This is a genomic window from Sphingobium lactosutens (genome assembly GCF_013393185.1).
GTDB classification, from domain to species: domain Bacteria; phylum Pseudomonadota; class Alphaproteobacteria; order Sphingomonadales; family Sphingomonadaceae; genus Sphingobium; species Sphingobium lactosutens_A.
On the sequence record NZ_QJQX01000051.1, the window covers coordinates 146,410 to 165,021 of the forward strand.

At 65.2% G+C, this 18,612-nt stretch carries 17 protein-coding genes; 7 read left to right on the forward strand and 10 right to left on the reverse strand.

All coding sequences use genetic code 11. The annotated features are described in order from the left end of the window. Positions 1–115: 115 nt before the first annotated feature. The 4 genes from DM806_RS11870 to DM806_RS11885 form a co-directional block, all read right to left on the reverse strand. On the reverse strand, positions 116–2,041 hold the full coding sequence (locus DM806_RS11870) for an amidohydrolase (RefSeq protein WP_179043405.1): 1,926 nt from the start codon (positions 2,039–2,041) through the stop codon (positions 116–118). Further along, positions 2,038–2,286 carry a XapX domain-containing protein gene (locus tag DM806_RS11875; RefSeq protein WP_179043406.1) on the reverse strand — a complete coding sequence of 83 codons (249 nt, stop codon included), beginning with the start codon at positions 2,284–2,286 and terminating at the stop codon, positions 2,038–2,040. Before DM806_RS11875 ends, DM806_RS11870 begins: the two co-directional genes overlap by 4 nt. Before the next feature lie 23 nt (positions 2,287–2,309). After that, positions 2,310–3,149 carry an alpha/beta fold hydrolase gene (locus DM806_RS11880; RefSeq protein ID WP_179043407.1) on the reverse strand — a complete coding sequence of 280 codons (840 nt, stop codon included), beginning with the start codon at positions 3,147–3,149 and terminating at the stop codon, positions 2,310–2,312. A gap of 85 nt (positions 3,150–3,234) precedes the next feature. Next, positions 3,235–3,894 carry a hydrolase gene (locus DM806_RS11885; RefSeq protein ID WP_179043408.1) on the reverse strand — a complete coding sequence of 220 codons (660 nt, stop codon included), beginning with the start codon at positions 3,892–3,894 and terminating at the stop codon, positions 3,235–3,237. Between the two features lie 306 nt (positions 3,895–4,200). On the opposite strand from DM806_RS11885, the gene DM806_RS11890 reads away from it, so the two are divergent. Then, on the forward strand, positions 4,201–4,854 hold the full coding sequence (locus tag DM806_RS11890; protein ID WP_179043409.1) for a YjbE family putative metal transport protein: 654 nt from the start codon (positions 4,201–4,203) through the stop codon (positions 4,852–4,854). Here the strand turns inward: DM806_RS11890 and DM806_RS11895 are convergent. Genes DM806_RS11895 through DM806_RS11910 form a run of 4 tightly spaced genes read right to left on the reverse strand, consistent with a single transcriptional unit; the run spans position 4,838 to position 9,864 of the window. Beyond that, the gene (locus DM806_RS11895; protein WP_179043449.1) at positions 4,838–5,878 is read right to left on the reverse strand and encodes an AbrB family transcriptional regulator; all 1,041 of its coding nucleotides are present in this window, start codon (positions 5,876–5,878) and stop codon (positions 4,838–4,840) included. The genes DM806_RS11890 and DM806_RS11895 overlap by 17 nt on opposite strands. Before the next feature lie 57 nt (positions 5,879–5,935). After that, on the reverse strand, positions 5,936–7,243 hold the full coding sequence (locus DM806_RS11900; protein WP_179043410.1) for a CitMHS family transporter: 1,308 nt from the start codon (positions 7,241–7,243) through the stop codon (positions 5,936–5,938). A 34-nt stretch (positions 7,244–7,277) separates the two neighbouring features. Further along, positions 7,278–8,789, reverse strand: a complete 1,512-nt coding sequence (locus tag DM806_RS11905) for an OprO/OprP family phosphate-selective porin (protein ID WP_179043411.1) — start codon at positions 8,787–8,789, stop codon at positions 7,278–7,280. Between the two features lies 1 nt (position 8,790). Next, positions 8,791–9,864: an ABC transporter substrate-binding protein gene (locus DM806_RS11910; RefSeq protein ID WP_179043412.1), complete on the reverse strand. Its 1,074-nt coding sequence runs from the start codon at positions 9,862–9,864 to the stop codon at positions 8,791–8,793. A 108-nt stretch (positions 9,865–9,972) separates the two neighbouring features. Here DM806_RS11910 and DM806_RS11915 point away from each other — a divergent pair, with 108 nt between their 5' ends. Genes DM806_RS11915 through DM806_RS11930 form a run of 4 tightly spaced genes read left to right on the forward strand, consistent with a single transcriptional unit; the run spans position 9,973 to position 13,303 of the window. Further along, positions 9,973–10,626 (forward strand): response regulator transcription factor, encoded by a 654-nt coding sequence (locus DM806_RS11915; protein ID WP_179043413.1) that lies wholly within the window; start codon positions 9,973–9,975, stop codon positions 10,624–10,626. Beyond that, positions 10,616–12,028, forward strand: coding sequence for a sensor histidine kinase (locus tag DM806_RS11920; RefSeq protein WP_179043414.1), 1,413 nt, complete (start codon positions 10,616–10,618; stop codon positions 12,026–12,028). Before DM806_RS11915 ends, DM806_RS11920 begins: the two co-directional genes overlap by 11 nt. Beyond that, positions 12,025–12,891, forward strand: a complete 867-nt coding sequence (locus DM806_RS11925) for a Rossmann-like and DUF2520 domain-containing protein (RefSeq protein WP_179043415.1) — start codon at positions 12,025–12,027, stop codon at positions 12,889–12,891. Before DM806_RS11920 ends, DM806_RS11925 begins: the two co-directional genes overlap by 4 nt. A 34-nt stretch (positions 12,892–12,925) precedes the next feature. Continuing rightward, positions 12,926–13,303 carry a winged helix-turn-helix domain-containing protein gene (locus DM806_RS11930; RefSeq protein WP_179043416.1) on the forward strand — a complete coding sequence of 126 codons (378 nt, stop codon included), beginning with the start codon at positions 12,926–12,928 and terminating at the stop codon, positions 13,301–13,303. Here DM806_RS11930 and DM806_RS11935 read toward each other — a convergent pair. Both DM806_RS11935 and DM806_RS11940 read right to left on the reverse strand, forming a co-directional pair. After that, positions 13,298–14,260, reverse strand: coding sequence for a cytochrome-c peroxidase (locus DM806_RS11935; protein WP_179043417.1), 963 nt, complete (start codon positions 14,258–14,260; stop codon positions 13,298–13,300). The two genes, DM806_RS11930 and DM806_RS11935, sit on opposite strands and share 6 nt — an antisense overlap. After that, positions 14,257–14,790 carry a hypothetical protein gene (locus DM806_RS11940; protein ID WP_179043418.1) on the reverse strand — a complete coding sequence of 178 codons (534 nt, stop codon included), beginning with the start codon at positions 14,788–14,790 and terminating at the stop codon, positions 14,257–14,259. Before DM806_RS11940 ends, DM806_RS11935 begins: the two co-directional genes overlap by 4 nt. Positions 14,791–14,907: 117 nt before the next feature. On the opposite strand from DM806_RS11940, the gene DM806_RS11945 reads away from it, so the two are divergent. Continuing rightward, positions 14,908–17,004 (forward strand): TonB-dependent receptor plug domain-containing protein, encoded by a 2,097-nt coding sequence (locus DM806_RS11945; protein WP_306294760.1) that lies wholly within the window; start codon positions 14,908–14,910, stop codon positions 17,002–17,004. A gap of 218 nt (positions 17,005–17,222) precedes the next feature. Beyond that, positions 17,223–18,431, forward strand: a complete 1,209-nt coding sequence (locus DM806_RS11950) for a right-handed parallel beta-helix repeat-containing protein (RefSeq protein WP_218647467.1) — start codon at positions 17,223–17,225, stop codon at positions 18,429–18,431. The last annotated feature ends 181 nt before the right edge of the window (positions 18,432–18,612 follow it).

The window sequence follows — 18,612 nt, forward strand, 5'->3', positions numbered from 1 at the left end:
GAACGGTCTAGGCGGGGGTCGAAAGCCGATCGATCCGAATAATGTCGACGATCATGTTCTATATTCTGGAACGATATGGGACGACCCCTCCTTGCCGGGAGGGGCCGAACCGGGATCAGACCGCCCAGCAGCCGCAGCCAAGCGCACCCCAGAAACTCTGAACATCGGCGGCGGGCACATTGGCGCCCAATGCGGCGGCATGGTCATGGCCGTGGACGCCGCAGGAAGAGGCACAGCCACAGGCGGAAGCCAGCTTCTTCGCGGTTTCATCCTTGCGATAATGGCCGCCGAAGGTCGCGACCGGCGACCAGTCGGGCATCGCCCTGGGCGCGACCGGGGCGAGCGAGCCATAGTCGCCCTCGCCATAGACGATCTTGCCCCCCAGCACGGTCAGGACCGATCGGAGATGGGCGATCTCATCCTCCGGCACGGAGAAATAATCGTCCGACAGCAAGGCAAGGTCGGCGAGTTGCCCCTTCCTGATCTGGCCCTTCTTGCCCACCTCGTTCGAGAACCATGTATTCTTTTCGGTCCAGAGGCGCAGGGCCGTCTCACGATCCAGCCGGTTGCGCACCGGATAGAGGGCAAGACCGCCGACGGTCTTCGACGTGACCAGCCAGCTCAAGGAAACCCAGGGATTGTAGCTGGCGACGCGGGTGGCGTCGGTACCGGCGCCCACCGGCACGCCAGCCGCAATCATCCGCTTGATCGGCGGGGTGGCCTCCGCTGCCTTCGCGCCATAGCGTTCGACGAAATATTCGCCCTGGAAGGCCATGCGATGCTGTACCGCAATGCCGCCGCCCAGCGCGGCGATCCGGTCGATATTGCGCTCGCTGATGGTTTCGGCATGGTCGAAGAACCAGTTCAGCCCTTGCAGCGGAATGTCGCGATTGACCTTCTCGAACACGTCGAGCGCACGGCCGATCGTCTGGTCATAGGTGGCGTGCATGCGCCAGGGCCAGCGGCGTTCGGCCAGCAGGCGGATGACCGGCTCCAGATCCCCTTCCATTTCCGGCGGCATGTCGGGACGGGCGACGCGGAAATCCTCGAAGTCGGCGGCCGAATAGACCAGCATTTCGCCCGCGCCATTGTGGCGATAGCTGTCGTCGCCATCGCCCGGCTTGATCTTGGTCGACCAGGTGGCGAAGTCCTTCAGCTCTTCCTTGGGCTTCTGCGTGAAGAGATTATAGGCGATGCGCAGCGTCAGCTCGCCATCCTTGTGCAGCTTGTCGATCACCGCATAATCGTCGGGATAATTTTGCGACCCGCCGCCAGCGTCGATCACGCTGGTGACGCCGAGCGAGTTGAGTTCGCGCATGAAATGCTTCGTCGAATTGACCTGATAATCCTGCGGCAACTTCGGCCCCTTGGCCAGCGTCGCATAGAGGATCGTCGCATTGGGCTGGGCCAGCAGCAATCCGGTCGGATTGCCCTGCGCATCGCGAACGATCTCGCCGCCGGGCGGGTTGGGCGTGTTCCGGTCATAGCCCACCGCCCGGAGTGCGGCGGCATTCAGCAGCGCACGGTCATAGAGGTGGAGGATGAAGACCGGGGTGTCGGGCGCGGCGGCGTTGATTTCCTCGATCGTGGGCAGCCGCTTTTCGGCGAACTGATGCTCGGTGAAGCCACCGACGACGCGGACCCATTGCGGCGGCGGGGTATTTTCCGCCTGCTTCTTGAGCATGGCCATGGCGTCGGCCAGCGTCGGTACGCCTTCCCAGCGCAGTTCCATATTATAGTTGAGGCCGCCGCGAATGACATGGATATGGCTGTCGATCAGGCCGGGGATCAGGCGACGCCCCTTGGCATCGATCGTCTGCGCGTCAGGACCGGCTGCGGCCCGCACCGCCTGCTCGCTGCCCACGGCCAGAAACTTGCCGTTGCGGATCGCCACCGCCTGCGCCACCGGATTTTCCCGATCCAGCGTCGTGACCTTGGCATTGATGATGATGAGGTCTTTTCCGGTCATGGCGAAGCTTTCGGTGGCGGTGAGAAGGGCGGTGGTGGCGGCGCTGGCGAGCGCCTGACGGCGGGAGATCATGCGTCCTGCTTTCGGTTGGCGGGGAGATGGCCCAGCAGATGGTTGGCGCAGTCGGTGGTGACGAAAGCGGCGAGTTCCTGACGGTCGAACAGGCGCTTGGCAATAGGGACGATCTGTTCGCCGACCAATATTCCAGCCAGCCCGATCAGGGCGATCACTGGCGGGGCAGGAGAACGGACACCAAGCAGGCTGTAGACGATGCCGACCAGCAGCCCGGCGCCCAGCGACAGAAGATAGGGCTTCATGTCCATTCTCCCTATGTAGACGATCAGGCCTGGATGAAGGCGAGGATATCGGCGTTCAGCACATCAGCATTCACCGTCAGCATGCCGTGCGAAAAGCCTTCATAGACCTTCAGCGTGGCGTTGGGCAGGATTTCGGCCTGAAGTACGCCCGCATTCTGGTAGGGCACGACCTGATCGTCGTCGCCATGCAGCACCAGAGTCGGCACGCTGATCGCCTTCAGATCGTCGGTCTGGTCGGTTTCGGAGAAAGCCTTGATCCCTTCATAATGGGCGAGCGCGCTGCCCATCATGCCCTGACGCCACCAATTGTCGATGACGGCGGGCTTCACGTCCGCGCCCTCGCGGTTGAAGCCATAGAAGGGGCCGGCGGCGACATCGTGGAAGAATTGGGCGCGGTTGGAGGCAAGGCCGGCGCGCAGTCCATCGAACACCTCGATTGGCAGGCCGCCGGGATAGCGATCGGTCTTCAGCATGATCGGCGGCACGGCGCTGACCAGCACGGCCTTGGCGACGCGGCCCTGCGGCAGGCCATGGCGGGCGACATAGGCTGCGACTTCGCCGCCGCCGGTCGAATGGCCGATATGGATGGCGTTCTTCAGGTCGAGATGCTCGGCGACCGCAGCGGCGTCGGCGGCATAATGAGCCATGTCATGACCGAAATCGACCTGGGCGGAGCGGCCATGGCCGCGGCGGTCATGAGCGACGACGCGATAGCCCTTCGACAGGAAGAACAGCATCTGCGCGTCCCAGTCGTCCGCCGACAGCGGCCAGCCATGGTGGAACATGATCGGCTGGGCGTCCTTGCTGCCCCAGTCCTTGTAGAAGATGTCGACGCCGTCCTTGGTGGTGATGAAGTTGCTCATGGGGAAAGCCTTTCGGGCATGATGGGGTCGGGAAGAAGGGAAACGGCCGGGCGAAAGGGGGAGCACCCGGCCGCTGAAGGAAGGCTTAGTGGCCGCCTTCCGAAGCGTTGAACATGGTCTTGGCATAGGTGATGCCCAGGCCATAGGCGCCGCCCCATTTGCGGGCGATGCCGGTGGTCATGTCGTAGGTTTCGGTGCGCGCCCAGTCGCGTTGCAGTTCGAGCAGATACTGGAGCGAGGTGACGGGCTTGGCCCCGGCCTGGATCATGCGCTCGACCGCGCGTTCATGGGCCTCTTCGCTGATGTCGCCGCTGGCGTCGGTGATGACGTAGACCTCAAAGCCCTGTTCGATCGCGGAGAGGACCGGGCCAACGATGCAGACGCTGGTCCACAGGCCGGCGAACACCAGCCGTTCCTTGCCGATGCGGTTCACTTCTTCGATCACGGCGGCGTCTTCCCAGGTGTTCATGCTGGTGCGGTCGAGCATCGGCTGGTTGTTGAAGGCTTCGGTGATCTCGTTGAACATCGGGCCGGAAAAGCTCTTCTCGGCGACGGTGGTGAGGATGGTGGGGACGTTGAAGCCGGCGGCGGCGTTCGAGACGAGCGCGGCATTGTTGCGCAGCAATTCAGGCGCAATCGACTTGGTGGCGAAGGCCATCTGCGACTGGAAATCGATCAGGACCAAAGCATGGTTGCTGGGCGACAGCAGAGCCTTGGCGGGGGTCGGGGTGGCGGTGATGGTCATTGGTCTGTTCCCTCTGTTGGTTGGTGGCGTGTTGGTGAAATCAGGGATAGGCCCATGTTATCTCGCGAGTAATCCGGATAAAATCGTCCGAACTTTTCGAAAAAATGGAATGATGGCCAATGCCCATGGGGACAGGGTGTCGCGCCATCATCTGAAAGGTTGATGACAGCTTGCCGCTCTATGCGGCAGCGGTCTGCGCAGGCGGACAGACTGGATTTTACGCTCTCATGCGATCCGCATGGCAAAGGCCGTTCGTTCAGGCGCTGGCGTCCCGATGCCCTCTCCTGCCGGATGGCGAGAGGATTTATGAACGACATCTGGACCCATATCGTCGCCGATTTTTCCAATCTCGGCTCTCCATCCGCGCTGGCCGCCTTTGGCCAGGTGGTGCTGATCGACATCATGCTGGCGGCGGACAATGCCATCGTCGTCGGCGCGCTGGCCGCCGGCCTGCCGCCCGCCTCACGCCGCAAGGTGATCGCGATCGGCGTGATCGCCGCATTGGTGCTGCGCATCGCCTTCGCCCTGCTGGTGACGCAGTTGATGCAACTGGTCGGCCTGGTCTTTGCCGGTGGCCTGCTGCTGGTCTGGGTTGCGTGGAAGATGTGGCGCGAACTGCGTTCGGGCGGCGAGGCCGAAGATGCCGAGGATATCGCCGGCAAGGCGGCGCCCAAGGGCTTTGCCCAGGCGGCATGGGCGGTCGCCATCGCCGACGTGTCGATGAGCCTGGACAATGTGCTGGCGGTCGCGGGCGCGGCGCGCGAACATCCCGGCATCCTGGTCGTCGGGCTGATCCTGTCAGTCGCGCTGATGGGCGTGGCGGCGAACCTGCTGGCCCGCGTCATCGAACGCTATCGCGCGATCGCCTATTTCGGACTGCTGGTGATCCTCTATGTCGCCGGCAAGATGATCTACGAAGGCGTGATCGATCCGGCGACGGGCCTCATGACCCTTCTCTGATACCCCTAGACCTGAACCCGAGTGGTGCGCCGATCAGGACCAGCACCACGCGGGTCAGGTGATGGATGATGACCACGCCCGGCTCCAGCGCCAGGCTGAGCGCCACCATGCTCATTTCGGCAAGGCCGCCGGGCGAATAGGCGAGCGTCAGCAGTACCGGGTCCAGCCCGGTCAGCGCGCTGATGCCGGCAGCCCAGGCGAATGTGACCGCCAGCAGGATCAGCGTCGATCCCGCCGCCAGCGCCAGGGTGCGCAGCAATGTCATAACCGTCAGACCCACGAAGCGGCAGCCGATGGTGGCGCCAAGGCCGACTTGCGCGGCGGCGAGCGCCCAGCCGGGAATACGGAAATCGGCGAGGCCGCTCATATGGACGGCGGCGCTGACCGCCAGCGGCCCGACCAGATGCCAGGCGGGCAGGCGCAGCAGCCTGCCGACGAACAGGCCCGACACCACGCAACCGACTGCCCACAGAAGCAGGCTCCAGTCCGCGACTTCGCCCGTCACGGCGGCGGACGGGGCGATCGCGACCGGCGCATGGTCCAGCCGGATCAGGAAGGGCAGGATGAAGACGACCAGAAAGATGCGCGCGCCATGGATCAGGCCGATGGCGCGTTCGTCGGCGCCGCGTTCCGCCCCCATCACCACCATTTCCGCGATACCGCCGGGCATGCCGGCGAAATAGGCGGTGGCAGGGTCGAACTGCGCGACCTTGCGGAAATAGGTGACGCAGAGCAGCGCCGCGCTGGCGAGGAAGAAAGGCAGGGCGGCGAGCGGGACGATCCAGTCGCGCGCTTGCGCGCTGAGATGGGGGCCGAAGCTGCTGCCCAGCACCACGCCGATGACCGCCGCCATCGGGCGACGGGTGGCGGACGACGCCTGGATCGGCAGGCCCGCAACGCTGGCGATCGCGCAGGCGGCCATCGATCCCAGCACCCATGGCAGGGGCGCACCGATCTCCAGGAACAGCGCGCCGCCCCCCGCTCCTACGGCCAGCGCCGCGAGGAAGCGGAGGATCGGCCCTATGGTATCAGACCATGATCCGATCGGGATTAAGCGGACCATGGTCTGATTCCTTGTAGTTCATGCCACGAAGGGGAAAGCCAGCGCGATCATGCCGACCAGCGTCATGACGATGCAGACCGCTGCGGCTGGCAGCAGGGTGAAGCGTTGGTGATCAGCCAGGTCGATGCCGGCGAGGCTGACCAGCAGATAGGTCGACGGCACCAGCGGGCTGAGCAGGTGAACCGGCTGGCCCATCAGAGAGGCTCGCGCGATCGCCATCGGATCGACGCCATAATGGGCGCCGGCTTCGGCCAGAATCGGCAGCATGCCGAAATAAAAGGCGTCGTTGGAGATGAAGAAGGTGAAGGGCATGGAGAGCAGGGCCGTGATCGGCGCCATATACGGGCCGAGCGCGGGGGGAATGAAGCCCACCACTTCCTTGCTCATGGCTTCGACCATGCCGGTGCCGCCAAGGATGCCGGTGAAGATGCCGGCGGCGAAGATCAGCGACACGACTGACAGGACGTTGCCGGCATGGGCGGCGATCCGCTCCTTCTGCTGAGCGACGCCGGGATAGTTGACGATCATGGCGATGGCGAAGGCGATCATCATCAGGACCGACAGCGGCAGCACACCCCAGACCAGCAGGCCGAGCAGCGCGATCACCAGCGCGGCGTTGAACCAGCGCAGGTGCGGACGGCGCGCTTCGGGATATTGCGACACGCCAAGGTCGGCGATGTCGACCGGCTCGCGCTGCGGCACATGGACGTGGCCGAGGCGACGCCGTTCCTTGATCCCGAACCAGAAGGCGAGGCCGAGCAGGAAGGCGAGGCCGGCGATCATGCCGGGGATGAGCGGCAGGAACAGGGTGGCGGCGTCGAGCTTCAGCGCGCTTGCGGCGCGGGCAGTGGGGCCGCCCCAGGGCGTCAGGTTCATGATCCCGCTCGTCACCATCAGCAGGCAGACGAGGTAGATACGCTTCATGTCGAACCGCTTGTAGAGCGGCAGCAGCGCGGCGATGGTGATGATGTAGGTGGTCGATCCGTCACCATCCAGGCTGACGACCGCGCACAGCACTACCGACCCCAGCAGGATCAGCAGCGGATCGCCATGAACCAGCTTCACCAACCGCCCGACCAGCGGATCGAACAGGCCGGTATCCGTCATGGTCGAGAAGAAGAGGATGGCGAAGAGCAGCATCACGCCGGTCGGGGCGAGATTCTTGATGCCGTCGATCATCATGTCGCCAAGGCCCGCGGCCTGTCCGGCGATCACCCCGAACAGCGAGGGGATGACGATCAGCGCGACCAGCGGCGTCATCTTTTTGGTCATGATCAGCGTCATGAAGGTGGCGACCATCAGGAAGCCGAGCAGGGCAAGGTTCATCGCTGCGTCCTTGGTTGAGCTGGAATAGGAGAGATCAGAAGGTCACGCCGACGCGTGCGCTGACGGTCTGGCCATCGTCGCTGCCGGTGAAGGTTCCCGCGCGGTTGTCGGTGTGCCAGTGGATGGCGTTCAACTGGAGCCGGGTGAAGCTGTTGAGATACCAGTTCACGCCCAGCGTTCCGGCCCAGCCGTCGCCACCCAGGACGAGATCGGTATAATCCAGATTCTCGTAGCGGGCGGTCAGTTCGATCGCGCCGCTGCCGCCGTCGAAGGTCGGGTTCAGCACATTGGGCTGGCCGAAGCTGCCGAGGCGCGGGTTGTAGGGCGGCAGTTCGCCGGTCAGGAAGAAGCCGGTCGACAGGCTCCACGCCTTGCTTTCGAAGTCGGGGCGGCCGCCGGTCAGGCGGGCGGTGCGACGGCCCGCCTCACCCATGACCCACAGGCTGCCGGTGTAGCCGCCCAGTTCCACGCCATAGCCGGTGGTCGACTTGCCGCCCAGCAGTTCGCCGGTGCCGACACGTACCGCGCCGTTGAAGCGGCCGCCGATGACGGTGCTGCGCGTCAGCGTGGTCGCGGCGGCGGACAGCGCCTCGTCAAAACCCCAGGCGCCGACATGGAGCAACGAACGGTCGGTCTTGATCGGGTTCCAGTGGGCGCGCGCCAGGACCGTGCGGCTGTCATTGGTCGCCTGCTGCCCGTCGATCCGGTCGCCGGTTACGCTGACCGACGCGTGCCAGTTGGGACCGAACATGCGGCCCATGATGCCGATGCCGTAGAAGCCGCGCTGCGGGATGATGGCGGTCGAAACGGTGCTGCGTTCGAGGAAGGGTGTGGAGTCGGAGCCCGTGCTGCCTTCAAACGCGCGGTCGTTGAACAGATGGCCGGCACGAATGTCATAATCGATCTTGCTGCTCAGACGATTGCGCCAGCCGAGGAAGGCGGTGACGATGTCGACTTCATTTTCGGAAAAATCGCTTTCGAACTGGTAGAAGAAATGAGGCCCGACGCCGCCTTCAAGGCCGAGGCGCAGCGCGCGCATGCCCGTCGTGGTGGTGTTGCGGCCATTATAGCGCGATCCCATGGTCGAGCTGACATCGACCAGGATGCGGCCGCGCGGCTTGTAGGTGAAGACGCCGTCGGCCGAGCGGAAGACGGGCAGGCCCGCGCCCCATTCGGTGGTCACGCCGGACGGGTTGGCGGCGACGGCGCGCGCCTGCGCCACGTCGATATCGGCGGGACCGGGCGGCACGATCTGCGGCGCGAAGGGGGCGATGACGAGCGGCGGAGTCGCCTGCTGCGTGACCTGCTGTTGGGCGACCTGCGGCGCGGGTTTCTGGCCGGATTGCTGCGCGGGAGCGGGCGCAGCATTCTGCGCGAGACCCTGCCCTTCGAGTTTGTCGAGGCGCGCCTTCAGCGTAGCGATTTCGGCGGCCTGCGCCTTGACGAGCGCGGCCAGTTCCTCCGCGCTGGGCGTTTGGGCCAGCGCTGGGGTGGCGGCGATCAGCGCCAGCGCGGCGCAACCGCCGCGCAACAACAGGGACGTCATATCACTTGGCTCCAGAGGCGAGGATCGCGTTCCAGTCGCGCAGGAAGCGCTGCTGTTTCAGGCGATCGAGATTGGCGAGAAGCTGCGGGCCGACGCGCACCGGGCGGGCCTGGGCAGCGGGAAGACGGCGGCCGCGAATGTCGGTGCGGACCGGCCAGAGGCTATGCTGGGCGAGCAGGGACTGGCCCTGACGCGACAGCAGGAAATCAAGGAAGAGCTTGGCGGCGGCGGGATGCCGCGCTTCCCGCGCAATGAAGGCGATGCGCGACATCACGATGGTGTAGTCCTGCGGGAAAATGACGCCGATGCGCGGGTCGCGGCGCGCGCGTTCCACCGCATAGGAGCCGATGACATTATAGGCGATCGACAGCTTGCCTTCGGCGACGCCTTGCAGCATCGGTTCGGTGGTGATGGACAATTGCGGACGTGTGGCCGCCATCGCCTCCACCAGCGAGCGCATGTCGCCGGTGATCGCATAATCCTGCGTCAGATAAAGATAGCCGGTGTTGGAACGGGCGGGATCGAAGGTCGCAACCTTGCCCGTCAATGCCTTCCGGTCCTTGCGCAGCAGCGCTTCCAGCGCGGCATGGCTGCGCGGCGGATTGGGGATCGCCTTTTTATTGTAGACATAGGCGATCGGTTCGGCGGTGACGCCGAAACCCATATTCTTCCAGACGGCCGAAGGCGGCAATGCCGGCTTTTCGGGGCTGGCATAGGCCTGCGCGAAGCCGTCGTTGATCAGCTTCACCTGCTGGTCCATCGCTGATGACCAGACAAGATCGGCCGAAGGCTTGCGCGCCCGCGATTCGGCGACGAAACGGCGATACATTTCGTTGGAGCCAAGGTCGGCATAGCGGACGGTGACGCCGGGATAGCGACGCTGGAACGCGATGATGACCGGCGCCATTTCCGACGTGTCGGCATTGGCGTAGACGATCACCTGCCGTTCCGCCTGCGCGTCGGCGATCAGTTGATCATAGGAGCGCGGATAGCCGACTGACCGTTCCGCCATTGCGGTGGCGGCTGGCACGGCCAGACTTGCCAATGCTGCAACAATCTGAATAACCCTTCGCATCACCCGTCCTTCGCTTTTCCGTTTCTGTCGCCGGATAAGATGTGAGGGTCAGTTACGAAGCCAAGCTGTCATCAACCTTTCAGCATCAGGTGCCCTATTCGGATTTTGATGATCGAGGATGACGCCGCGCTGGCGCGCAGCATTTCCGCCCTGCTCCGCGCGGGCGGCCATGCGGTGGACCATGTCGCGACCGGGGAAGACGCCCTTTCGATCGTCGGCAGCGAACCCTATGCGCTGGTGATTCTGGACGTCGGCCTGCCCGATATGGACGGCTTTGCGGTGCTGGCCGAATTGCGGCGCCGGGGCGAGAAGGTGCCCGTCCTGATGCTGACGGCGCGCGATGCACTGGACGACCGCGTGCGCGGGCTGGACCTGGGCGCAGACGATTATCTGCGCAAGCCCTTCGACCCGGAGGAGTTGGAGGCGCGGGTGCGTGCACTGGGGCGGCGGCGCGGCGGCGATCCGACGCCCGAACTCAGCGTCGGCACATTGACCATCAATCGCTCCACCGGAACGGCGGACGTCGCCGGGCGGCCGCTCGACCTGCGCCGGCGAGAAATGGCCGTGCTCGAATCGCTGGCGACGCGCGCCGGCCAGGTCGTGCCGCGCGAATTGCTGATCGGCGAAGTATTCGGCTTCGACGAGCCGGTTGGCGGCAACGCGATCGAGGTGCATGTGACGCGCCTGCGCGGCAAGCTGGCGCCCGATGGGCCGGGCATCCGCACGGTGCGCGGCGTCGGCTACATGCTCGATGCCGGGTAAGGCGCCGGACAGGGGACGGGCCATTGCGCTGCGGACCCGGCTGCTCGCGGCGATGCTGGGACCGCTGCTGGGCGCGGCGGCGATTATCGGCATCGGCGGGGCGACGCTGATTTCCGACGTGGTGCGGCGGACCAACGATCGGGTACTGGGCGGCGCGCTGGGCGCCATCGCCGAAACGGTGCAGGTGGAGCGCGGAGAGGTGACGCTGGACCTGCCGCCCGCAGCCTTCGGCATGCTGGAAAATAGCGAGCGCGACAATGTCTATTATCGCATCGCCGTGGGGCGCGACCTGCTGACCGGCTATGCCGATCTGCCTGCGCCCGATCCGGCGACGATGACGGTCGACCAGCCGCGATACCGCTTCGCCCGCTATCGCGATCAGGGCATCCGCATCGCCGAGGTGAAGCGGATGCTGCCCCGCATCGAACAGCCGGTGATCGTGCAGGTCGCCGAGACGCTGGATAATCGCAAGACGCTGGCCGGACGGCTGATCTTCGCGCTGCTGATGGGCGAAGTGGCGCTGGTCGGGGTCGCCGTGCTGCTGCTGCGCCCGGCTCTGGGGTGGAGCCTGCGCCCGCTCGCGCGCCTGCGCCGGTCAGTGGAAGCGCGCGATTCCAGCACGCGGCCGGATTTCTCGCCGCTCGACGCCGGGCCATTGCCCAATGAGCTGCGCCCGCTCGCCACCGCCTTCGACCATCTTCTGGCGCAGCTCGACAAGGCGACGGGTGGCGTGCGCCGCTTCACCGCCGACGCATCCCATCAGATGCGCACGCCGTTGTCGGTGCTGAAGGTGCAGGTCGAATTGGCGCGGCGCGGATCGTCCGCCGCGCTGGACGAGATTGCCGATGCCGTGCAGCGCCTGGAACGACTGGTGACGCAGTTGCTGGCGCTCGCCCGTGCCGAGGAAGGCGGCGTCTCCCCGCCGCTGGAGGCGGTCGACCTGAAAGAGGTCAGCAGCGCCGTCATCGGCCGCCTGATCAACCAGGCGATCCAGGCGGAGGTCGAACTCAATCTCGATGCGGAGGATGGCGAAAGCTACCGGGTGCAGGCGCACCGGACCCTGGTGTTCGAGATCGCCGCCAACCTGATCGACAATGGCATCCGCTACAATCGGCGCGGCGGGACGGTCACGGTCATCCTGACGCGGGAGGCGGAACATGTGCTGCTGACCGTCAGCGACGACGGGCCGGGTATCGCGCCCGAACATCATGACCGGATTTTCGAGCGTTTCTTCCGCGCGGTCGGTCCCAACGGCGCGGACGGCACGGGCCTTGGCCTTGCCATCGTACAGTCGGCCGCGTCGCGCATGGGCGCCAGCGTCGAGATCGCCGATGGCGGGCCGGGCACGCGCATCTCGATCCGTTTCGCCGCCGGCGATATAGCGGTAAGGGCGAGCGCATGAGCAATATTTCCTATCGCCGGGTCGGCATCATCGGCACCGGACGCGTCGCCCGCGCGCTGGCGCTGGCGCTGGCGCCCCATTCGGCCGAACCGCTGCTGCTATGGGGTCGGACGCCCGCCACGCTTCAGGCCATGGCGACGAATATCGGTCATGCCGCACATGCGGAAGATCTGTCGGCGCTCATGCAGGGCTGCGACCTGATCGCGATCGCCGTGTCGGACGACGCCATGGGTGACATCGTCGCCGATCTGGTCGATGGTCCCATGGGGAGCGCCCCTCCCCTCCTCTTCCATGTCAGCGGACGCAGCGGCGTGTCCCTGCTGGAGCCGCTGCGCGCCAAAGGCGCGGCGACCGCCGCCATCCATCCCGCCATGACCTTCACCGGCGACGCCCCGACCGAAGTGCAGCGCATGGCCGGCGCGCGCTTCGCCGTCACCGGGTCAAGCGTGCAGGCGGCGCAGGGCGCGCATCGGCTCGTCGCGCTGCTGGGCGGGGTCGCGGTCGACATCAGCGAGGCGCATCGCGCGCTCTATCATGCCGCGCTCTGCCATGCGGCCAATCATCTGGTGACGCTGATCGCCGGCGCCTGCCATGCGCTGGAAGCGGCGGGCGCGGACGATCCGCTTGCCCTGCTTGCCCCGTTGGTCCGGGCGGCGACCGACAACAGCCTGACGAAGGGCTTTGCCGCCTTGTCCGGCCCGTTGCTGCGCGGCGATGGCGAGACGATCGCGACGCATCTGGCCGCGCTGTCGAAGGATTGCCCGGCGCTGTCGCCCGCCTATCGCGCCATGGCGACGGCCACGCTCGACGAACTGGAACGGGACGGCCGGGATGTCGCCGCCCTGCGCGCGCTTTTCGCCTGATGGCGTGACGGCGCGATCCTGCTATCAGAGGCGCATGGCTTCTCCGCTCAAGATCAAGATCCAGCTTTATTGCGGTCCGGAAATCGCCATGGGGCCGGGCAAGGCCGACCTGCTCGACGCCATTCGCGCCCATGGCTCCATATCGGCGGCGGGGCGCGCCATGGGGATGAGCTACAGGCGGACCTGGTTGCTGGTCGATGCGATGAATCGCTGCTGGCGCGAGAAGCTGGTCGACACCGTGCCCGGCGGCGGGCCCGAGCGTGGCGCGCATGTCACCCCGGCTGGGGAAAAAATACTGGCCGGCTATCGCGCGATGCAGGTCGCCGCGACAGGCGCGGCTGAGCCGAACGCGCCAACCCTCATCGACCTGCTGCGCGACGAGCCGCTGACGCCCGACGGCGCGCCATCATAGGCGCTTGCCGCATGCCCGGTCCGGGCGAGACAGGCGCGGATCGCCGACGAAATCCGGATCGGTCAATCCGTCGAGAAAGGCGAGCAGCGCGGGCATACCCCTATCGGGCACCGCAAGCGGGTGCCGCCGGATCGCCGCCTCCAGTGTCCGGGCGCGGCCGTCATGCCACCAGGGTCCGGTCAGCGCGACATTGCGCAGCGACGGCGTGCGGAAACGGCCCGCATCCCCGGCCCGGCCGGTCTGTTCGATCAGCCCCGGATCGGACGCCCGCGCCGGCTCCAGCTGATGATAGTCCATGTCGCTGAAGTTCCGGCCGCTATGGCAGGCGGCGCAGCCCCGCGCAGCGAACAGGCGCGCACCCTGCTGCGCCAGCGGCGTCAGCGTACCTCGGTCATGGGCGCTGCGATAGGAGATCATCGTCCGCTCGAACGCGGCCAGCGCCGCCGTCACGCTGGCGGTGTCGATCCGCCCCTTGCGATCGGGGAAGGCGCGGGCGAACATCCGGCGATAGCAGCGATCCGCGCCCAGCCGCCGGGCTAACGCGCCGTCCAGCCCCTTCATGCCCATTTCCACCGGCCGCTCCCCGAACAGCGGCACCGGCGCCTGCGCCTCCAATGTGGTGATCGCGGGATCGGCGATGGTCAGCCGCGGGAACCAGCCGACATTGGCAAGCCCCGGCACATTGCGCCGCCCTGCCCCGCCATGGACACCCGGCCGCGTTGCATTGCCATCGGCGAAGGCGCGTTTCTGCTCATGGCAACCGGCGCAGGCAAGCGTGCCGTCAGCCGACAGGTCGGCATCATAAAAAAGTCGCCGGCCGAGTTCGACCTTGGCCGCACTCATCCCGTTGTCTATCGGCACCACAGGCGCGGCGAAGCCTTGCGGCAGATCCCAGCGCCAGTCCGGTCCCGTGGCGGCGACAAGCAGCAACGCCGCAGCGCACAGCAACAGTTTCACGGCAAGGGCGTCACCAGCAGCGTCACCTTGTCCGATCCGTTGGCGGCGACCTGAAGCACATAGTCGCCCGGCTCCAGTGCATAATCGACCATCTTGCGGATGCCCGAACAGTCCGGTCCATGGCCGTGCGCAATCGAGGTCGATGCCTTGCCATCCTTCACCACATCGACCCAGGCCGGGGTGCTGAGCGCTACGCGCCACGTCCCCGCCCGATCAACCGTAAAGCGCGCCAGCCCGCCGAAGCTGACGCTGCCGCCGGGCTTTTCGGGGCGCAGTGGATAGGCGACCTTGGGCGTCGGCAGCAACGCCATCGCCACCGTTTGCCCCGGCGTCACGGTCGCGGAAGCAAGCGCCTTGCGTGCGCCGACGGCCTGCAACGGCGTCGCTTGTCGCCAGGATGCCAGCGCCGCCGGCAGTTCGGCCGGCGCGTCGCAAATGGCCGCAGGCACGTCCGCCATCTGCGCGGAGGCGCTGCCGCTCCCCGCCATCAGGACAAGGGGCAGGATCAGCAAGGACGACGATCGGAGCATGAAGGCTTTCCTCCCGAGAACAAAACTATATATCGCCGGATATAGTGAGTCGAACGACCGCAAAAGGGGGAAAATCATATGCGCATCGCCTTAACCTGCCTGCTGAGCGCAGGCTCCATGCTGGCTTCTGCCGCCCATGCGCAGGATGCTGCGCCCGATGCCAGCGACCGCTTCTCGCTCGGCCAGATCATCGTCACTGCGCCGCGCTTCGAAGGGGTCGGCATCGATTCCTCAACCCTGTCGTCCGAAGCCATCTACACTTTCAGCCGCACCGCGCTCGACGATGCGGTCAATCTGATGCCCGGCGTGTCGGCCGGCAACAGCGGCGGCACGCGCAACGAACGGCTGGTCTTCGTGCGCGGTTTCGACCGCTTCCAGGTGCCGCTGTCGATCGACGGTATCCGCGTCTATCTGCCCGCTGACAACCGGCTCGACTATGGCCGCTTCCTCACCACCAACATCGCCGAAGTGCAGGTGGCGAAGGGCTATGCCTCCGTGCTGGACGGTCCCGGCGCGATGGGCGGCGCGATCAACCTCGTCACCCGCAAGCCGACCAAGGAACTGGACATCGACGTGCGCGGCACGGTGAATTTCGACAATGACACCGACTATGCCGGCTATTCCACTTCCGCCATGGTCGGCACCCGACAGGACAAATGGTATGCGCAGGCAAGCTATGCCCGCAGCTTCACCGACCATTGGGATCTGCCCAACGACTTCACCGCGAAAGTGCCGAGCCTTGAAAATGGCGGCGCTCGCGATTTTTCCCGGACGGAGGACTGGCGGGTCAATGCCAAGCTCGGCTTCACCCCCAATGCCACCGACGAATATGCGCTGAGCTACACCCATCAGGAAGGGTCCAAGGGCGCGCCGCTGCATATCAGCGATACGGTGACGACGCCGCGCTTCTGGGACTGGCCGTCCTGGGACATCAGCAGCCTCTATTTCCTTTCGACCACGGCGCTGGGCGACCGCGCGACGCTCAAGACCCGTGCCTATTACAACAAGTTCGATTCGATCCTGCGCTCCTTCAACGATCGCACGCAGACGACGCAGAGCCGCCCCTATGCGTTCGATTCCCCCTATGAGGATCGCGCCTGGGGTGGCTCCGCCCAGCTCGATTTCGCCGCGAGCGACGCCGATACGCTGCGCCTCGCCTTCCATTATCGCCACGATCGCCATGTCGAGTTTCAGACGAGCTTTTCGACCACCGGCGTCCCCTCCACCGAACCGCGCCAGACCCAGACCGAGGAAATCTTCTCCGCCGCACTGGAAAATGAGCTGAAGCTGACCCCCGACCTGACCTTCACCCTGGGCGGCAGCTTCGACTGGCGCAACCTTATCAAGGCGGAGGAATATGGCGCGCCGCTCGGCACGTCGGGCGCTTCGGTGCTTTACAATTATCCGCGCCGCGACGCCGACACCTGGAACCTGCAGGGCCGGTTCGACTGGCAGGCAAATGACGCGCTGGCGCTGCACGCCAGCCTCTCATCCCGCGCGCGCTTCCCGACCATCTTCGAACGCTTCAGCCAGCGCTTCAACACCGCCATCCCCAACCCGTCGCTGAAGGCCGAGCGCGCAACCAATGCGGAGATCGGCGGCAGCTGGGCGCAGGGCAAGCTGCGCGTCGAAGGCGCGCTGTTTTACAGCTGGGTCGATAATGCAATCTTCAACGTGCTGACGCCCGCCTATCCCTGCACCGCGTCGACCACGCCACCCGCGACGCCGCGACCCGGCTGCGCCCTCACCAACCTGACCCAGAGCCAGAATGTCGGCAGCGGCCATTATTATGGCGTGGAACTGTCGGTGTCGGCCACCCTGCTGCCGGGGCTGGACATCGGCGCCAACTATACCGGCATCAAGCGCGACCTGGACTATGCCGCCAACCCAGCCTTCCGCCCGACCGGCGTGCCGACGCACAAGGGCTTCGCCTGGGCGGACTGGTCGCCGGTCGAGGGGCTGCATATCGTCCCCAATGTCGACCTTGCCTCCAATCGCTGGACCCTGTTCACCGCGACACCGGCCAGCGCGCCACAGCGTTACTATCGGACCGGCGCCTATGTGAATGCCGGGCTGCGGGTCGACTATGCGCTGACCGAGCATGTCGATATCGGCGTCGGCGGCCGCAACCTGTTCGACGATTATTACACGCTGACCGACGGCTTCCCGGAGCCGGGCCGGACGCTCTTCGCCAGCATCCGCGCGCGCTATTAAATACATAGGCCTGTCGCGGGCGCCACCGAAGCGCGCCCGCGATCCATGGCGGTCAACGGACCATCCGGGTCTCGACTTTCCCAGAAGGTCTTCGGCGGGAAAGTCCGGCCTTTCCTGGCCCGAACACCAATTTGTCGACGACCGCCCGTCTCTCCTTTACCTTGCATCCTCCGTTCGTGGTTCTACGGAGTGAGGAGCTGCGACAAGCCGATATGCATATGGGAAGGATCGACATGCCTGCTTGTCATTTGAGCAGATATTTGTGGATTATCGCCTTCATCCTCATATGTGGATGTACCGACGAAGCGGCAAATGCGGGAACATGCCCCGGTCTTGAAGCAAGTCGCAACCGTGAGGTCGACGCCGCCCCCATTCTTGCCGATTGCATTGCCAAAACGCCCGTCGGCGCCGCCCTCCAACTCTCGCCGGGCACATATCAGCTGCTGACGTCGCTCACGATCGACAGGGCGGTGACGATCGAGACCAAGCCCCTTGCGTCCGGCCGCGCTTGCGCGAAGACGATAGAGGCGAACTGCGCAATCCTGTCGATCGGCGAACTGGCCCCTTCAAAGGCGGGCCGTGTCATGCCGATCGAAATAACGGCGCCAGACGTGCAACTTCGTTCGCTCATCATCACCGGCAAGACGGGCCGGAGCGATATATGGGAAAAGCGCATCTGCCTGGACGAGCGTTCAAGGCCGCTCGGCGGTGGTGTCCGGGTGAAAGGCAGGAACTTCCACATGTCGGATGTGCTACTGAAGAATATGAGCTGCTACACGGCGATGGAGGCCGTCGCCGGTGCCGATGGCCTGAACATCCAGAACAACATGGTCGGTCCAAACGGACAGCATGACGTTCCGATGATGTGGGCAGATGGCATAACCGTCCACGATGCTGCCAACGCCATCGTTCAGAAAAATATCTTTTTGGACAATAGCGATGTGCAGCTGATTTTTGGCGGATGCCGGAATTGCACGGTCAGGGCGAATATTTTTCGGCATTCCCCCCTGTTCAAGCATGCGTCCTTCGCCGAGTTGATGCTGCACGCCTGGCCTCATTCAAGCGGTGATTTTTCGGGCAGCGTCACGTCGGGAAACGACATCGATTGCAATGCATCCCGGCGTTGCGGATATGGAATCATGATCGGCGGCGAGCCATGGTATCCCGCGAAGACCTTCGGCGGCTCCGTGTCCGACAACCGCATCAGCAATGCGCGGATGGGGATCAATGTCGATCGCATCACAGGGGAAATGATCGTTCGGAACAATGCCGTCATAAGGTCGGGTGGCGCAGCGATTTCGGACTGCGGTCGCAGGTTCTGGCCGGCGGTCAACATTTCTCCCCGATCCCGCGGGTTCCTGAAGACTGACATCGTGGAAAAATCCTCGATTGAGACGCGCGGCTGCCTGCTGAACCGACAAGAGTGAATGGATGGGGATAGGCAGTCCCCCGCGTAATGCCTCGTGCAGATATGACGCGCCGCCGCGCCGGCGCGTCTGCCAATATATCCGCCTTGATCGCCTATCTTCCTGGCGCTCGCCTGTGCCCGCTGAAAGGGAGCCCAACGTCCTGGTACTCAGTGAAGCTATCTACCTAAAAAGGCTTGCG

What these genes read in the sequence shown, in the direction of transcription:
- DM806_RS11870 (WP_179043405.1), bottom strand. Translation starts at nt 2,041, where the DNA reads ATGATCTCCCGCCGTCAGGCGCTCGCCAGCGCCGCCACCACCGCCCTT.
- DM806_RS11875 (WP_179043406.1), bottom strand. Translation starts at nt 2,286, where the DNA reads ATGAAGCCCTATCTTCTGTCGCTGGGCGCCGGGCTGCTGGTCGGCATC.
- DM806_RS11880 (WP_179043407.1), bottom strand. Translation starts at nt 3,149, where the DNA reads ATGAGCAACTTCATCACCACCAAGGACGGCGTCGACATCTTCTACAAG.
- DM806_RS11885 (WP_179043408.1), bottom strand. Translation starts at nt 3,894, where the DNA reads ATGACCATCACCGCCACCCCGACCCCCGCCAAGGCTCTGCTGTCGCCC.
- DM806_RS11890 (WP_179043409.1), top strand. Translation starts at nt 4,201, where the DNA reads ATGAACGACATCTGGACCCATATCGTCGCCGATTTTTCCAATCTCGGC.
- DM806_RS11900 (WP_179043410.1), bottom strand. Translation starts at nt 7,243, where the DNA reads ATGAACCTTGCCCTGCTCGGCTTCCTGATGGTCGCCACCTTCATGACG.
- DM806_RS11905 (WP_179043411.1), bottom strand. Translation starts at nt 8,789, where the DNA reads ATGACGTCCCTGTTGTTGCGCGGCGGTTGCGCCGCGCTGGCGCTGATC.
- DM806_RS11910 (WP_179043412.1), bottom strand. Translation starts at nt 9,864, where the DNA reads ATGCGAAGGGTTATTCAGATTGTTGCAGCATTGGCAAGTCTGGCCGTG.
- DM806_RS11915 (WP_179043413.1), top strand. Translation starts at nt 9,973, where the DNA reads ATGATCGAGGATGACGCCGCGCTGGCGCGCAGCATTTCCGCCCTGCTC.
- DM806_RS11920 (WP_179043414.1), top strand. Translation starts at nt 10,616, where the DNA reads ATGCCGGGTAAGGCGCCGGACAGGGGACGGGCCATTGCGCTGCGGACC.
- DM806_RS11925 (WP_179043415.1), top strand. Translation starts at nt 12,025, where the DNA reads ATGAGCAATATTTCCTATCGCCGGGTCGGCATCATCGGCACCGGACGC.
- DM806_RS11930 (WP_179043416.1), top strand. Translation starts at nt 12,926, where the DNA reads ATGGCTTCTCCGCTCAAGATCAAGATCCAGCTTTATTGCGGTCCGGAA.
- DM806_RS11940 (WP_179043418.1), bottom strand. Translation starts at nt 14,790, where the DNA reads ATGCTCCGATCGTCGTCCTTGCTGATCCTGCCCCTTGTCCTGATGGCG.
- DM806_RS11945 (WP_306294760.1), top strand. Translation starts at nt 14,908, where the DNA reads ATGCTGGCTTCTGCCGCCCATGCGCAGGATGCTGCGCCCGATGCCAGC.
- DM806_RS11950 (WP_218647467.1), top strand. Translation starts at nt 17,223, where the DNA reads ATGGGAAGGATCGACATGCCTGCTTGTCATTTGAGCAGATATTTGTGG.